12 protein-coding genes are annotated in these 17238 nt (G+C 45.1%); 1 reads left to right on the plus strand and 11 read right to left on the minus strand.

All coding sequences use genetic code 11. From position 1 onward, the window contains the following. Positions 1-13 precede the first annotated feature (13 nt). Positions 14-1771 carry a glycoside hydrolase domain-containing protein gene (locus J7623_RS17640; protein ID WP_291922741.1) on the plus strand — a complete coding sequence of 586 codons (1758 nt, stop codon included), beginning with the start codon at positions 14-16 and terminating at the stop codon, positions 1769-1771. Between the two features lie 99 nt (positions 1772-1870). On the opposite strand, the gene ftsZ is transcribed toward J7623_RS17640, so the two are convergent. The 11 genes from ftsZ to J7623_RS17695 all read right to left on the minus strand — a co-directional run bounded on the left by ftsZ (position 1871) and on the right by J7623_RS17695 (position 17151). Further along, a complete protein-coding gene (gene ftsZ / locus J7623_RS17645) occupies positions 1871-3718 on the minus strand; it encodes a cell division protein FtsZ (RefSeq protein WP_291922743.1) in 1848 nt (615 codons plus the stop codon). A 171-nt stretch (positions 3719-3889) separates the two neighbouring features. Further along, complete coding sequence (gene ftsA / locus J7623_RS17650; RefSeq protein WP_291922745.1) at positions 3890-5293, minus strand: cell division protein FtsA; 1404 nt, start codon at positions 5291-5293, stop codon at positions 3890-3892. Further along, the gene (locus J7623_RS17655; protein WP_291922747.1) at positions 5290-6375 is read right to left on the minus strand and encodes a hypothetical protein; all 1086 of its coding nucleotides are present in this window, start codon (positions 6373-6375) and stop codon (positions 5290-5292) included. The genes ftsA and J7623_RS17655 overlap by 4 nt, the downstream gene beginning before the upstream one ends. Before the next feature lie 20 nt (positions 6376-6395). Further along, positions 6396-7751: a UDP-N-acetylmuramate--L-alanine ligase gene (gene murC, locus J7623_RS17660; RefSeq protein ID WP_291922749.1), complete on the minus strand. Its 1356-nt coding sequence runs from the start codon at positions 7749-7751 to the stop codon at positions 6396-6398. 18 nt (positions 7752-7769) lie between these two features. Continuing rightward, positions 7770-8861 (minus strand): undecaprenyldiphospho-muramoylpentapeptide beta-N-acetylglucosaminyltransferase, encoded by a 1092-nt coding sequence (murG, locus tag J7623_RS17665; protein ID WP_291922751.1) that lies wholly within the window; start codon positions 8859-8861, stop codon positions 7770-7772. Positions 8862-8901: 40 nt separating this feature from the next. Next, positions 8902-10098 carry an FtsW/RodA/SpoVE family cell cycle protein gene (locus tag J7623_RS17670; RefSeq protein WP_291922753.1) on the minus strand — a complete coding sequence of 399 codons (1197 nt, stop codon included), beginning with the start codon at positions 10096-10098 and terminating at the stop codon, positions 8902-8904. Positions 10099-10187: 89 nt separating this feature from the next. Beyond that, positions 10188-11528, minus strand: a complete 1341-nt coding sequence (murD, locus tag J7623_RS17675) for a UDP-N-acetylmuramoyl-L-alanine--D-glutamate ligase (protein WP_291922755.1) — start codon at positions 11526-11528, stop codon at positions 10188-10190. 31 nt (positions 11529-11559) lie between these two features. Continuing rightward, the gene (mraY, locus tag J7623_RS17680) at positions 11560-12819 is read right to left on the minus strand and encodes a phospho-N-acetylmuramoyl-pentapeptide-transferase (protein ID WP_291922757.1); all 1260 of its coding nucleotides are present in this window, start codon (positions 12817-12819) and stop codon (positions 11560-11562) included. Between the two features lie 89 nt (positions 12820-12908). After that, complete coding sequence (locus tag J7623_RS17685; RefSeq protein WP_291922759.1) at positions 12909-14375, minus strand: UDP-N-acetylmuramoyl-L-alanyl-D-glutamate--2,6-diaminopimelate ligase; 1467 nt, start codon at positions 14373-14375, stop codon at positions 12909-12911. Then, entirely contained in the window at positions 14376-16484 is a 2109-nt protein-coding gene (locus J7623_RS17690; protein WP_291922761.1) for a penicillin-binding protein, read from the minus strand. 286 nt (positions 16485-16770) lie between these two features. Continuing rightward, positions 16771-17151 carry an FtsL-like putative cell division protein gene (locus J7623_RS17695; RefSeq protein ID WP_291922762.1) on the minus strand — a complete coding sequence of 127 codons (381 nt, stop codon included), beginning with the start codon at positions 17149-17151 and terminating at the stop codon, positions 16771-16773. Between the last annotated feature and the right edge of the window lie 87 nt (positions 17152-17238).

The raw sequence follows: 17238 nt of genomic DNA on the forward strand, positions 1-17238 counted from the left end.
AGCAAAATTTAGTATGGTGAACAAATTTTTTGGCGTGCTGGTAGTCCTGGCACTGCAACAAAACGTATGGGCGCAAACCAATCCTGCCGGGGATTACAGGGAATTGCCCGATCCAAAACCCGTTAATCAGGCCTCCTGGGATGCAGTTAAAGACACCCGGCTCCACGTAGCATTTGGAACTGCTGATACCCGTTATGAAAAACGAAATGCTCCTGATAACAGCCAAGCCACAGACTCCTGGAAAGCAACTGCCTGGAAAGGAGAACGTATTCACACCCAACTGGTGCTTTGGTCTACTGCGGCACAATCAGCGGTAACCGTGCAGGCGTCAGCGTTACAGGATGACAAAGGCCATCAGATTGGCGAGAACGCTATTACCACCGGATTTATAAGGTATGTAATGACGGACGGCCTGAATAAAGATGGCGGTGGCTGCGGATATCGCAAGCCTGGCGAATTTGATTCTTCCCTGGTTCCGGATGGTATTGATATCATTCATAGAAGAGATATCGCTGCCAAAAGCACACAGCCAGTTTGGCTGAGTATACAGGTGCCTGCCAATACGCCAGCCGGATTATATAAAGGCAGCGTAGCTGTAAAAAGCGGTACAGCCACTGTAAATATGCCTTACGAGGTAAAAGTGCTGGATCATACACTGCCAGCTCCGAAAGACTGGAGCTTTCATCTTGACCTCTGGCAAAGTCCTTATGCTATAGCGCGGGTATACGGCGTGAAACCGTGGAGTGAAGCCCATTTCAAGGCCATGAAGCCATACATCAAAATGCTGGCGGATGCCGGGCAGAAAGTGATTACAGCAACTATTATCTATGACCCATGGAATAGCCAAACAGAAGATATCTACGGTACCATGGTAAAATGGACCAGGAAGAAGAATGGTAGCTGGGTATATGATTACAGCATCTTTGATAAATGGGTACAGTACATGATGGATCAGGGCATCCATAAGGAGATCAACTGCTACAGCATGATTCCATGGAACCTGAAATTTTACTATTATGATGAAGCTACTGCAAAAGATACTTTTATTGTAGCGAAACCAGGTACCAGGGAATATACCGCTCACTGGCAACCTATGCTGAATGATTTTGTGAAGCATCTGAAAGCAAAGGGTTGGTTTAATATCACAGCAATAGCCATGGATGAAAGACCTATGGAAGATATGAAACAGGCCCTGGCCGTGATTCGTAAGGCTGATAAGGATTTCAAGGTATCGCTGGCTGGTTCTTACCACGCGCCGTTGGCCAATGAAATTCATGATTATTGTATTGCATTGAAGGAGTCTTTTCCTGAAGATGTGATGAAAGCACGCCTGGCGAAAGGGTTGCCTACTACTTTTTATACCTGTTGCACTGAGGGATTTCCGAATACTTTTACTTTCTCTCCGCCGGCGGAATCAGCCTTCATGGGTTGGCATGCGGCATTGAAAGGCTATACCGGTTATTTGCGCTGGGCATTTAACTGCTGGGTAGCAGCTCCATTGCAGGATTCCCGTTTCCGTACCTGGGCGGCAGGAGATACCTATTTCGTATATCCGGGACCGAGAACTTCTATTCGTTTTGAAAGATTGGTAGAAGGAATACAGGATTACGAGAAAATCAGGATATTGAAAGCGGAGTTTACCCGCACCAATAATTCCACTGCGCTAAACCAGTTAAACAGCATTTTGAAGCCATTTGAGGAAGAAACGCTCAAAAATACGCCAGCTGCGCAGGTATTGGGAGTGGCTCAACAAGCCTTGAATAATTTTTAACACAATTAGCAGTTGCTGCTCTTATTATCTGCAAAAAAAATCCTCCGGGGAACCGGAGGATTTTTTTTAACACAACTAAAAAACAATCAAATGTGTTCATCAATCGGGCTTTTTCCCATCTAAAAAAGTATTGATCGTATTGATTTCTGTATGGTTATTCTGGCCTGGCTCGCCGCTCACAGTGTAATTGGAGTAGAAGTGCTCAGCAGAGCCGGCACCGTTATCCAGGTTTACATTTCTACGCAGGTAAGCAGGTACATTTTCCAGTTCCGCGTTATTGTCCATGTTTTTCACATTGAAACTAATGCTGCGTAATTTGGCTACTCTTTCTGCCTGTTTGCGTTTCTGTTCTTCCAGGTCTTCATAAGCCTGTTGCATAGGCACTTCAGGAGGAGCAGGCGGTACATTTACAGCGCCTTCTTCTTCTTTATACACCATCTTCATTTCAGGAGAAGGAGTACCTGGTTCTACGTAAATATGAGACGGTCTTGTTAAATATCCGCCTGCAGCATTGCCAGCTTGTGGTTGAATGATATTTACATTCGGTTGTGGTGCATGTGCAGGAGGTATTTGTTGTACCGGCTGTTGAACAGGCTGCTGCTGCATTTGCTGTTGTTGCATTTGCTGCTGCATTTGTTGTTGGGCCTGTTGATATTGTTGTTGAATCTGCTGCTGGTCAGGTTGTTGTGGCTGTGCAGGTGGTACCTGTTGTATATTCAGCACATAGTTCTGACGGGCAGGAGCAATAGGCGCCTGTTGTTGTGGCTGTGGTGGTGTATAAGCTGTTACAGGTTCAGGATGGGTGATCACTGGTTCCATGAGACGAGGGGCCATCAGATCCTGTGGCTCCTGGAACAGCAGGCCCTGCGCCTGTTGTACGCCGCTCATTTTTTTTTCATCACCATCTTTACCTAACTGCATTACAATTTTAGGTTCTACGCGCTCCGGGCTGGAGGGTGTCATTTTTTGCTGTGTGATGGGTTTTTGTTCAAAACCGGTAGCAATGATGGTTACACCCAGTTGTCTGTCCAGTGTTTGATCGTAGCCTACACCAAGGATCACGTCGCAATCTTCTCCTGCCTGGCTTTGTACATAGGCCTGGATGATATCCATTTCATCCAGTGTATGTTCAAATTCACCTTCGGAAGAAGAGATGTTGATGAGGATCCATTTAGCACCGCGTATATCGTTATCATTCAGCAACGGAGAAGTTAAAGCGTCTTCGATAGCTCTTTGTGCACGGTTTTCGCCCTCAGCCAGTGCCGCACCGAGGATAGCCACGCCACCGTTACGCATAACGGTACAAACGTCGGCAAAGTCCACGTTGATCTGACCGGTAGAGTTGATTACATCTGTAATACACTTCGCGGCGGTAGCCAGTACGTTGTCTGCTTTTTCGAAGGCAGCCTTGAATTTCAGGTCACCGAATTTCTGGCGTAATTTATCATTGGAGATAATCAGCAGGGTATCTACATATTCTTTCAGGCGGGTCACACCTTCATCAGCCTGCAGCATCCTTTTCTTACCTTCATAGGAGAACGGTGTGGTAACGATACCCACCGTCAAAATACCCAGTTCCTTGCATATTTTGGCGATAATAGGAGCGCCACCGGTACCGGTACCACCGCCCATACCGGCAGTAATGAAGGCCATTTTGGTATTTACCTCCAGTATTTTTTTGATTTCTTCAAAGGATTCTTCTGTCGCCTGTTTTCCGATTTCCGGATTGGCACCGGCTCCCAGTCCCTGGGTCAGGTGTGGTCCCAACTGAATTTTGTTGGGAACAGGGCTATTAGCAATAGCTTGTGCATCCGTATTGCAAATAATGAAATTTACCCCGTCAATGCGCTGGCTATACATATGATTCACCGCATTACTTCCACCACCACCTATGCCGATGACTTTGATGATAGAAGATTTTTCCTTAGGAAGATCAAAATGTATCATGACTCTAAACTTTTATGGGTTAGTACGATAAATAATAATGAACTATTAAGAATTAAGTGCGTATATGCTTTACTGTTACTATGGTTCATTTGTCCTGTCATTATTAGTTTATCGGTTCTTAATTCTTATTTATTAACGTTTCGTTTTTGCAACAATTGCGCCATTTAACTTTTAAAGTTTTGCATCCTCTTCTTCCGTGAACATATCGATGATTTTTGTTTTCATCTTATCGAGGAAGTTTTTCAGTGAGGCGTTCCGTTCTTTCGCTTTCCTGTCCTGTATTTCCTGGCTGGTGGGGGCAGCTTCTTCTATCCAGTCGTCTGTTGGAGTTACTGACTGAGCAGCCTGTTCTTTGGCAAGATAGCTAGTATTAATTTTTACATAATTTTCTTCCAGTGCTTTACGATCATTTTCAAAATCATTATATCCTTTCAGGATCAGCCCTACGCAGGTTGCATACATAGGCTTGGTTAATTCGTCTATGTGGCCGCTTGCCAGGTGCTCATTGGGGAAACCTATACGGGCGCTTGCGCCGGTAGTATATTCTGTTAACTGTATGAGATGTTTCAGTTGAGATCCGCCACCAGTCAGGATAATACCGCCATTCAGCATTTTATTATCCATACCGATTTGTTTGAGATGATATACTACGAAATCGAGTATTTCACTCATGCGCGCCTGTATGATGTGCGCCAGGTTCTTCACTGAAATCTCTTTTGGGCTCTGACCTCTTAATCCCGGAATGGTGATATAGGCATTGCTTTTTGCTTCATCTGCCAGTGCATAACCAAATTGCACTTTCATCTGTTCTGCCTGTGTTTTTAATACCCCCAGTCCGTTTTTAATGTCGTTGGTAATGTTTTCACCGCCATAAGGGATTACTGCAGTATGTTTGAGGATACCTTCGTAAAACACTGCCAGGTCAGTGGTACCACCACCAATATCAACAATGGCTACACCTGCTTCAAAGTCCATGTCGCACATAACAGCGGCAGCGGAGGCCAGTGGTTGTAATACCAGGTCACGGATTTTGAGGCCTGATTTTTCCACGCTGCGGTTAATGTTACGGATGGCGTTTTTGTCGCCGGTAATGATGTGGAAGTTGGCGCCCACCTTCACCCCAGACATACCAATAGGGTAGGTGATATTCTGCAAACTATCCACAATATATTGCTGCGGGATCACATCGATGATCTGATCGCTCGCGGGAATAACTGTTTTATACTGATCGTTGATCAGCTGGTCAATATCTTTCTGGGATATTTCTGCATCGGTGTCGTTACGCACAATGTCGCCGCGGGTTTGCAAACTTTTGATATGATGACCGGCTATACCAACATATACTTCGTTAATCTCCAGGTTGGGGTTGGATGCATAACAATTTTCGAGTGCTTGCCTGATCGCTTTTATGGTTTGGTCTATGTTCAGCACCATACCGTGCTGCACACCAAACGATGTAGCTTTACCGAATCCCAGGATTTCCAGTTTCCCGTATTCATTCTTCCGTCCTGCTATGGCAGCAATCTTCGTAGTACCTATGTCGAGTCCTACAATGATGGGAGCTTCCTGATTCATGGCGTTGTTTGTTTTTTTGATGTGTTAACAGATTTATTCCCTGGCTTATACACTGCTTTAGGTTGTTGTTTGGCTGGCGCAGCTACTTTCTCTTTTTTCTTCTCTTTCACGGGCTGCGGCTTAGCCTTTGGTTTTGCTGCGGGTTTCGGTTTTTCAACCGGTTTGGCAGCTACTGCATGTTCCGGTTTTACTGGCGCCGGTGCACTTGCAGTGGAGTCTTCTGTGTCTGAAATAGGTGGCTCATCTGCTCCGGCCAGTTTCAAACTATCTGTTTTGAGCACTGGCTGTAAAGGCGCTACACCATCTTTACGGGTACATACGACTTCGTCGTCAAAAGCGATGTTGATCCGTGTATAGTTATTCCAGCCCACTTTATTCAATCCTTCTTTGTAAAAAGCCAATAGCTTGGTAAATTTTTTATCGATATCTATTCCTTCTCCAAAAGCAATCACCTGGTCTCCCAGTTTAGGTATAAACTCAAATCTCCGGTCTTCCGTGATCATCAGTTGTTCCACCTGCGCCATCCAGAAAGGGTCATTACCGATATACGTTCCCATATCTACGATTTGCGCGGATAAAAGGCTGTCAGCTTTTTGCAGCTTTTCTGCATCTGTAGGAAAGCCGGTGAATACGGGTACCCTGGCGGCGTAGCGACTGGACACCGGAATATGTTCTCCTGCCGCATCCAGGTAAAAGCTATTACCGGAAAAGGTAAACACCCTTGCTACCGGCTCACGTTGTGTTATTTTGACGTTCAGTCGTTGTCCGTTATCAAAATAAATTTCCGCGTTCTTTACCCATGGATCCTGATCTACGAGTGCTTCCAGTTTGGAGATGTTGATCTCGCCGATACGTTTACCGATCGGGTTCAGACTTTTGTCTTTCGTGAGCAGGGATTTGATGTCTTTGGATTCAATAAAAAAATTATCGTCTTTCCCTTCAAATTTCACCTGGATACTCTTGCATTTACCAGCGTCTTTATCCTGTATAGCCGCTACCAGCAATACTACAAAGCCAGAAAGCGCCATTCCCCAGAGGAGAGCGATGCCCAGACGTTTTAATATTGTGGTGGTTTTAGACAAGTATTTTCAGCTTTATATTGTTATTGCTTTTTTAATAAATCTGCTATTGGTTCTCTGAACGTATCAATATCGCCTGCACCTGCGGTGATCAGCAATGACAATTCTTTACCACTGAGATATTCAAGTAACTTTTCCTTCGGAACGATGGTGACCGGCGTTGTCATCTTCTCTGCTATCATCTCACTGCTCACTCCTTCTATTGGCAGCTCACGTGCCGGGTAGATAGGGAGGAGAATCACTTCGTCTGCCAGGGAAAGACTTTCCGCAAAACCATCTGCCAGATCGCGGGTACGGGTAAATAAATGTGGCTGGAAAACAACTGTACATTTTCTACCCGGGAATAGCGCTTTAGCGCTGCTGATCAATGCGCGTAATTCTTCCGGATGGTGTGCATAATCATCTATATAAACAACTTTGTCAGTTTTTATTACATATTCAAACCTGCGTTTGATACCCTGGAAATTAGCCATGGCAGCTCGTATCTTATCAGCCCCAATTCCCAGCAGATGTGCTACGGTGATAGCAGCTACTGCATTCTCCACGTTGTGCATACCACCAATGTGCAGTGAAATATTGTCGATCATCCAATCCTGCTGCATCACGTCAAACTCGTATCCTCCGTTGTGCATGCGGATGTTAGCGGCATAGGCGTTGGCAGCATCGTTTTGTAAACTATACAACAACTTATTGGTAGCATTGAGTTCTTTATTCCGATGCAGGCCGAACTTAGCAATCAGCGTGCCATTGGGCTTAATATTGTGTGTATATTGAATAAAAGCTTCTTCCATTGCTTCCGGAGTACCGTATATGTCCAGGTGATCTGCATCCATGGCAGTCAGCACCGCTACATCCGGACTTAATTTCAGGAAGGACCGGTCGTATTCATCTGCTTCGATCACCGCAACCTGTCTGTCGCTGCTCCAGAAATTTTTATTATAGTTTACACTGATGCCTCCCAGGAAAGCATTACAGCCATATCCGCTATCGGTCAGCAGGTGGGCAATCATCGTAGAAACGGTGGTTTTACCATGTGTACCAGCTACGGTGATAGCGAACATTGCGCGGGTAATCTCCTGCAGTACGTCACTACGTTTTACTACTTCATATCCATTATCACGGTACCATTGTAATTCTGTATGACTGGCTGGTATCGCCGGCGTATACACTACCAGGTTCGCAGCTTTATCTACTTCGTTCACATCGTCTTTGTAATGAATTTGCATACCTTCTGCTTCCAGTTTGCTGGTAAGCGGGGTGGCAGTACGATCATAACCACTCACATGCACTCCTTTTTCATTAAAAAAGCGTGCAATGGCGCTCATGCCAATACCACCGATACCGATGAAATAAACTCTTTGTATGCTATTCAAATCCATATATGCTGCTAAAAAACACTAAATAATTTCCAATACTTGTTTTGCAATCACCATATCTGCATTGGGATTGCCCAGTTTACCGATATGATTTTCCAGTTGTTCCATCAACGCCCTGTTTTGCAGGAGGCTGAACAATACACTGCTTAATTGTGATTTTACTTCGTCATCCTTAATGATTAAACCGGCTTGTTTGTTCACCAGGTTCATGGCGTTGGAAGTTTGATGATCTTCCGCTGCAAAAGGATAAGGCACAAAGATCACAGGCTTTTTCACGACGCATAATTCTGCGATGGCCAATGCACCGGCTCTTGATAACACTACATCTGCGGCTTTGTAGGCGAAGTCCATCACGTTGATGAAATCGTATACTTTGATATGCGACTCATAAGGTGCTGCTGCTGCTTTTGCAGTTTCGTAATAGGGCTTTCCTGTTTGCCAGATGAGCTGTATGTCTTTATCCACGATGGTTTTCAGCAAAGGCTGCAATCCTTCATTAATGGATTTAGCCCCCAGGCTGCCGCCCACTGCAAAGATGGTTTGCTTGTCGGTGCGTAATCCAAAGTGATGCAGGGCATCTTCCCGGGTAACGGCCGATTGTGAAATATTGTTCCTGACAGGGTTTCCGGTCATTACCAGTTTATCTGCCGGGAAAAATTTTTCCATACCATCGTATGCTACGCAAATCTTCTTTGCTTTCCTGCCTAATATTTTATTCGTTTTACCTGCAAAGGAATTTTGTTCCTGTATCAGGGTCGGAATACCATTTTTTTGTGCCCGGTTCAGCATCGGGAAGCTGGCATATCCGCCTACGCCCACTACTGCATCCGGTTGAAAGTTCTCCAGGATGGCTTTTGCACGACGCAGGCTTTTCCATATTTTGAAAGGCAGCAAAATATTTTTGAAGATATTGCTGCGATTAAAACCTGCTATTTCCAGTCCTTCTATCGGATATCCTGCCTGTGGCACTTTCTCCATTTCCATTTTCCCGGTAGCACCTACAAATAAGATGTTGATGTCCGGTTGCAATTTTTTCAACGCGTTCGCGATCGCTATTGCCGGGAAGATATGTCCTCCGGTACCGCCGCCTGCTATGATCACTTTGCGTTGCATATACTAATACTAATTGCGATTGATGCTATATAAATACGTATTAAGCGACTGCAGCGTTTTCTGCATTCGCCATTACTCTTTCCAAACGTTCTTTTTCTGCCTGTTTTCCTTCCATTTCTTCCACATTCCTGGATACACTCAGGATAATACCGATGGCCATACTGGTAAATAAAACAGAAGACCCTCCCATACTCACCAGTGGTAGCGTAACCCCTGTAACCGGGAACAGATGCACGTTTACAGCCATATTGGTTAATGCCTGTATAACCAATGTTACACTGAGTCCTACTGCCAGGAATGCTCCAAAAGCATAAGGACATCGTTTATAAATGCGGATACTTCTCAACAACAAAATCATATATGCCGCCAAAATCAGGAACGCGCCAAACATGCCATATTCTTCAATGATGGTAGCATAGATATAATCGGAATAGGCGTGCGGCAGGAAGTTACGTTGTGTACTATTGCCCGGGCCTTTACCTAAAAAGCCACCGCCTGCAATGGCGATGTTAGCTTGTTGCACCTGGTAAGGCATTTCCGTATGATCACCATGTATGAAGTTGTCGATACGTTTTTCCCAGGTTTTGGTACGCATTTCCATACTGGTTACTTTCGCCACCAGGAATAACAACATCACCAACAGGGCCCCTGCTGCCACCATGGAAGCCAGGAACCGTAGTGGTACCCTGCCGATAAAGCAGAGCAACATACAACTGGCACCCAGTAACAGGGCGGTACTCATATTGGCCGGCATAATCAGTGCGCAGATAATGCCTACCGGTATGATGATGGGAAGAAATCCCTTTTTAAAATCTGTGATCAGGTTTTGACGCCTGGATAATTGCCTGCTTACATACATGAAGATGGCGAGTTTAGCCACATCCGATGTCTGGAAGGTAAGGTTGATGATTGGTAAACTGATCCATCTGCTGGCGTCATTGAGATGCCGGCCGAAGGCCAGGGTGTATATCAGTAATGGTATCGACAACAGGAAGCCTATCTGTGCCACACGGGAATAGATGGTATAATTCACGCGGTGGGCAAAGTAAATGATGACCAGTCCCATCGCCAGCACCGTAAGCTGCTTCAGGAGATAATACTCCGTATGGCCGCCCCGTTCGCGGTAGGCGAGAGAGCCGGTAGCACTATATACGGCAAGGAGGCTTACCAGCGATAGAAAGAATACTATCGTCCAGATAACCTTATCACCTTTTGTTCTATAGAGCAATCCAGTCATTTTTAGCTTTTAGCGTTTAGCAGTTAGCTATTAGCTTTCCTGCCGTTTGTTGTTAGTTTTTTGTTTTACCCATTTATTATGATCCCCTTTTACAAGGCTTTTACTTCATCTTTGAATTTTCGGCCCCTGTCTTCGTAATTTTTAAAAAGATCGAAGCTGGCGCAGGCCGGGGATAATAACACGATATCACCTTTGTTGGCCTGTTTAAAGGCTTCCTGTACGGCGTCATGCATGCTGGTGGTATTGATCATTACAGGCGTATCATTAGACAACGCTGCAAAGATGGGAGTATTGTCTACTCCCAGGCAAACGATGGCTTTTACCTTTTCTTTCACCAGGTCGCGGATGGCGTCATAGTCGTTACCTTTATCCACACCGCCCATGATCAGGACAATGGGTTTATCGAAGCTTTCCAGTGCAAACCAAACGGAGTTTACATTAGTAGCTTTACTATCGTTAATAAAATCGACACCTCTCACGCTCGTCACATATTCCATCCGGTGTTCGAGGCTTTCAAATGAGGTAAGGCTTTCCCGGATTTTTTCGTTTCTAATATCCATGGTTCTGCCTGCAATTGCTGCTGCCATCGAATTATACAGATTGTGTTTTCCCTTTAATGACAGGTCATACATTGACATGATAACCGGATCTCCGTTGACATCGATGTGCAACTGGTCGTTGGCAATAAAGCCGCCTTCTTTCAGTGGTTTCATGATGGTAAAAGGTATTGATGCTGAATAAATGGGTTGCTGCGCTAAATGTCGCATGATCTCAGGATCGTCCATGCAGTAGATGAAATAGTCTTCTGCTGTTTGATTCATGGCGATTCTGAATTTGGAGGCTACGTAGTTTTCCATTTTATAGTCGTAGCGATCCAGGTGATCAGGCGTGATGTTCAGCAGGATGGCCACATTGGGTTTAAAGTCCTTAATGTCATCCAGCTGGAAGCTGCTGATTTCAATCACATAATACTCCGCCGGTGCGGTTGCCACCTGCCTGGCATAGCTGATACCAATATTCCCCACCATGGCCACATTCAGTCCTGCGGTTTTGAAGATGTGGTAGGTGAGGGCAGTAGTGGTACTTTTGCCGTTGCTGCCGGTGATGGCAATAATCTTTTTACCTGTCGAGAAACGGTAGGCCAGCTCTATTTCGGAGATCACGGGTATGCCTTTTTCGCGTACCTTTTTCATCAGTTCCGACTTTTCAGGGATCCCGGGGCTCTTAACGATTTCGTTGGCCTCAAGGATAATATCCCAGGAATGATGTCCTTCTTCAAAAGAGATCTGGTTTACCGCCAGTTCCTGTTTATAGTTATCTTTTATTGTTCCTCCGTCAGATACAAATACATCATATCCCTGCTGTTTTCCCAGCAAGGCCGCGCCAATTCCACTTTCACCGGCTCCTAATATGATGAGTTTATGTGCCATTTCGTATATTCTTCTTTGTTAGTATAATTTATTATCTCATTTTCAGTGTCGCAATGGCTACTACCACACACATGATGGTAACAATCCAGAAGCGAACTGATATTTTACTTTCATGATAACCCACTTTCTGATAATGGTGGTGGAGGGGCGACATTTTCAGAATACGTCTGCCTTCACCATATTTCTTCTTGGTATATTTAAAGTAAGATACCTGCAGCATTACAGATAATAATTCTACCAGGAATACGCCACAGAAGATGGGTATCAGCAATTCTTTCCTTACAATAATAGCCAGGGAAGCGATAATGCCACCTAATGCCAGGCTACCGGTATCTCCCATAAACACTTGTGCCGGGTAAGCATTGTACCAGAGGAATCCGATACAGGCGCCTACAAATGCGGCGATGAATATGGACAGTTCACCCAGGTTGGGGATATACATGATGTTCAGGTACTCCGCAAACTGGATATTACCGGATACATAGGCAAAGATGCCGAGGCCTATCCCAATAATGCCTGAAACACCCGTTGCCAGCCCGTCCAGTCCATCCGTCAGATTAGCGCCATTAGATACCGCGGTAATAATGAAGATGACGATCAGTATATAAAGAACGAAAGTGTATTTCTCAGCACCCGGAATCCAGGAAATCAGTTTTGAATAATTGAATTCATGGTTCTTTACAAAAGGAATGGTGGTAATAGGAGTTTTTACATCCACAAACCGGTGTCCATCACGGGTTACACGTTCAGGATGGGTAGTGATTTGTCTTTCATAGGGAGCCAGTTTTTTTGCCCCCATTACTTCACGGGATACTACCACATCATTGTTGAAGTACAGGGTACAGCCAACAATGAGGCCCAGTCCTACCTGCCCCATGATTTTAAATTTTCCTGCCAGTCCCTCTTTATTCTTTTTAAATACTTTGATGTAGTCGTCCAGGAAACCAATGAGTCCCAACCATACAGTGGATAATAATATCAGCCAGATGTATACATTCGCTACCTGTGCAAACAATAAGGTCGGTATCACGATGGCGGAGAGAATGATCAGTCCACCCATAGTAGGGGTACCTTTTTTGGAGTTTTCTCCTTGCAGACCCAGTTCACGAATGGTTTCACCAATCTGTTTTTTCTGCAGAAACTTAATAATCCGTTTACCAAACAGCAATGAGATCACGAGCGACAGCAGTAATGCCATCGTTACACGGAAAGTGATATACTGAAACATACCACCGCCGATGACGCTGATCTTAAATTCTGTTTTCAGGTAATTTAAAAAATAATATAACATAAGTTTTAGTCGTAGCCCACCTGCTGCTGTTCAGTCAGACAAGCTTTTAAGTCATTGGATTATTAAGTATTTCAGTTTCAGTTTTAATTTTATTTCTCCATCAGCTTCATCATGTCCACCAGTACTTCTTTATCATCGAAATGATGTTTCACTCCTTTGATTTCCTGGTATTTTTCGTGTCCTTTACCGGCAACGAGGATAATATCTTCCGGGCCTGCGAGGGAAAGAGCAGTTTTAATTGCTTCTTTCCGGTCGGTAATAGACAGTACTTTCTTTTTCAGGTGAACAGGAATACCTGCTTCCATTTCATGGATAATGGCCACCGGGTCTTCCGAGCGGGGATTATCTGATGTCAGGATTACACGGTCACTGTTTTCCACGGCCACTTCTCCCATGATGGGGCGTTTGGTGGTGTCTCTGTCGCCGCCGCAGCCTACTACAGTGATGACGTGTTCGTTGCCTTTGCGCAGATTTTTGATGGTAGCCAGTACATTTTTCAACGCGTCTGGTGTATGTGCATAATCTACGATGGCGATAATTTGTTCCTTGTCAGAAACGATATAATCGAACCGGCCTTCTGCGCCTTGAATGTCGCTGAGGGCCTGTAGTACTTTTGCTTTATCGATGCCCAGTAATATGCCGGCGCCATAAACGGCCAGCAGGTTATAGGCATTGAATTCACCGATCAGGCGGAAATGGACTTCGGTATCACCTACGAGCATCACCAGTCCGGTGAGATTATTTTCCAGGATCTTTCCTTTGAAATCAGCCAGGGTGCGCAGGCTATAAGTAGCTTTTTTCGCTTTGGTATTTTGCAGCATCACCATACCTCTTTTATCATCGAGATTAGTGATAGCAAAAGCGTCTGCCGGCAGGTTGTCAAAGAATGATTTTTTCACCCGGATGTATTCATCAAATGTTTTGTGATAGTCCAGGTGGTCGTGGGTGATATTACTGAAGATGCCTCCCGCGAATTTTAATCCTGCTATACGTTGCTGGTGGATAGCGTGAGAACTTACTTCCATGAATACATAGAGGCAACCGTCTTTTACCATTTGCGCCAGCAGGGCATTAAGACTGATAGGATCCGGTGTGGTATGTGTAGCCGGTATAACGGTATCGCCTATCTGATTTTGAACTGTAGATAATAGTCCACAGTGATATCCCAGTTTGGTAAACAAACGGAACAGTAAGGTGGCGATGGTTGTTTTACCGTTAGTACCTGTAACGCCTACCAGTTGTACTTTATGTGACGGGTTATCATAGAAGTTGCCTGCCATGATACCGCTGCTGTTGGCGCTGTTGCTTACCTGTACATAACATACATTTTCTGTGCGTTGGTCAGGTAATGTTTCGCAGATTACAGCTACCGCACCTTGCGCAATTGCTTTATCGATGTAGGCGTGTCCGTCTACATGTACTCCTTTCACTGCAATGAAAGCATCGCCGGCTCCGATGGCACGGGAGTCGATGGCCAGGGCGTTGATGGCAATGTCTGTATTACCATGCACCGCCTGGATGCTTACATTATACAATATGTCTCGCAGCGTCTTCATCTAGCTCAGTTCTATTACGATAGTTTGTTCGTTTCCTAATTTTGTTCCGCCGGGGAGTGATTGTGTTTTCACTTTTCCGGCACCTTTTACCACTACTCTTAATCCTGCATTTTCGAGGAGGTAGAGTGCATCTTTCAATCCCATTCCGGTAACATCCGGTACAGCGCCTTTCATCTGTGTTACCTGTTGGAAGGCAATTTTACGATCTGTTACCTTCGCGCTTACCCAGCTGTTATTGGCTGGGGAGCTGTTTACCGGCAGCTGCAGGGTACCCAGGATTTGTTTCCATTCACTTCCTTTTCCATTTTTCAGGGCGAGGAGGGTATCCAGTTGCACGGTGGCCTGCATGGGTTTTTGTTTTTCCACTGCGATGGCATATAACTTATCTGCCACTTCTCTAAACACCGGACCCGCAACGCCTGCGCCGTAAAAGCGCAATGCATGCGGTTTATTTTTTATTACTACCACGCAGGTATACTGTGGATCTTTTGCCGGGAAATAGCCGGCAAAGGATGATTGGTAGATCTTGTCTGCATATCCGCGGTTGCCATTAGCCACGAGTGCGGTACCTGTTTTAGCAGCGAAAGCGTAGTAGGGGGTCCGCAATTTTTTCGCGGTACCATCTATGGGTACACCTTCGAGCATGGCCTGTACTTGTTTCAGCGTGTTTTGAGAACAGATGCTATCCATGAGTACAGTAGGCTCAAATTGTTTTACTACCTGGCCATATTCCTGTATGGAATTGACGAGGTAGGGTTTCATCATTTTACCGTTGTTTGCTACAGCGTTGTACAGCATGCAGGTTTGCAACGGGCTGATGAGCACTTCATATCCGAATGCCATCCATGGCAGGGATGTGTTGCTCCATGTTTTGGAAGCAGTGGTTTTAATTACTGGTCTTCCTTCGCCTATCAGGTCTATACCGGTGCTTTGATCGAGCCGCAATTTTTTCAAATGGGCGACAAAGTTATTCGGTTGCCGGTTATAAAACTGGTAGGCCAGTTTTGCCATTCCCACGTTTGAACTGAGTTCAAAGGCGTGTTTGATGGTTACATTTTGCGGGCCCGGGTGGGGTTCTGAATCGAAAACGGTTCTGCGTCCAACCTGCCAGCGGCCACCATCCATGTTGACCATGGAGTTCATGGTAGCGTATTTATCTTCCAGCACAGCGATAACGGTTGCCAGTTTAAAAGTGGAACCAGGTTCTGCTACCTGCAGTGCATAGTTCATATTTTCCCAGTAGCCGTTGCCATCGGGTTGTTTACCGAGATTGGCGATGGCTTTTATTTTGCCGGTTTTTACTTCCATGAGGATACAGGTACCTTGGTCTGCTTCATTTTCCACCATCATGTTCATGAGGGCTGTTTCCACAATATCCTGCATATTAACATCGATGGTAGTGACTACATCGCGACCGTTTTCCGGTTCAATATCGTAACCATCAACGGGAACGTAGGTACCTCCGGCAATGCGGCGCATCAGTCTTTTACCGGTAACGCCTTTCAGGTAATCGTTGTAGGTTCTTTCGAGGCCTACGCTTTGGGAATTTTCGCGGGCTAGTCCGATGGTTCTGTTGGCAAGCAGTTTAAAGGGGTTGATGCGCTTACTTTTGGATTCAGCGATCATGCCACCTTTATTTTTGCCGAGGCGAAACATGGGGAAGCTGCGTAGTTCCTGGTATTGATTAAAGGGAACGTCTCTTTTCAGCAGGAAGTAGCGATCCTTTGATTTATATCCTTCTCTCAGTAATTGTTTATAGGCGATTTTGGTGCGGTCACCAAATACTTCAGACAATTTGTAAGAGAGGGAGTCCAGGTTTTCTTCGAATACTTTTCCGTTTTTATCGCGGAGCCCATCGGCGGCGAAATCGATGCGGATATCGAAATAAGGAATGGAGGTCGACAGCATTCTGCCTTCTTCTGAGTAGATAGTACCTCTTTCCGCATCGAGGGCCACGTAGCCGGTGTGCAGGCTATCGGCCATGCTGCGCCAGTAGTTGCCTTGTACTTGCTGGATATAGAATACTTTTACCAGGATGGCTACGCCAAACAGCGCCATGCCTATCAGGCACAGATACACTCTCCACAATATATCCTTTTTTACATCCATTGTTTTAGCTGTCAGCTTTTAGCCATTAGCTTTTAGTTTGTTTTGCTTTAGCTGTCAGCTCTGGCTGTCAGCCTTTAATATTATCTTGTTTTCAGCTATTAGTTTCTACATCAATGCCCTCAACCAGGGGCGGCTAAGGGCTAAAAGCTAATTGCTAAAAGCATATTAGAAAGATACCTGACACTGGCTGCATTTGTATTTGAGATGCTTGCCATTGATTTGATTTACCAGCATCCCCGACCTGAGTTCTGGGTCAGGCGGGCAGCGTCAGGCATCAGTATTAAAATCATTTTTCTGCTTCCTTTTTCAGCACAATCTTTTGTGGAGGGGAGCTGAGTTGTTTAAGGCCCAGCGGCTCAACAGATTTGCTGACTTCACTCATTTTGCTGCGAAACATGAGCTCACTTTTCACATTGATGTACTCCCACTTCAGCTCTTTTATTTCTTTTCCAAGTTTGTTGATACGTCTGATTTTTTTTTCGGCGAGGTGACTATTAGCGATATAGATCAGGGCCAGGACAGCTAAGAAGCCGATGAAGGGCATGTTTTGTACCAACGCTCTGTAGTTGATGCGCAACCGCCATTCTTTTCGTTGTTCCGGGGGAAGGCTATTGGTTTCTTCCGCCGGGATTTCCTGGTTTGTTTCTATAGTTTCTTCCTGCAACACGCTCTATGCCTTTTTAAAAAATTGACAATATAAACCTGAACGCAAATCAAACAGATGTGTAAATAGGATAGGGTAGGATGTGGTGCG

This window comes from Chitinophaga sp., assembly GCF_017745275.1.
Lineage (GTDB): Bacteria > Bacteroidota > Bacteroidia > Chitinophagales > Chitinophagaceae > Chitinophaga.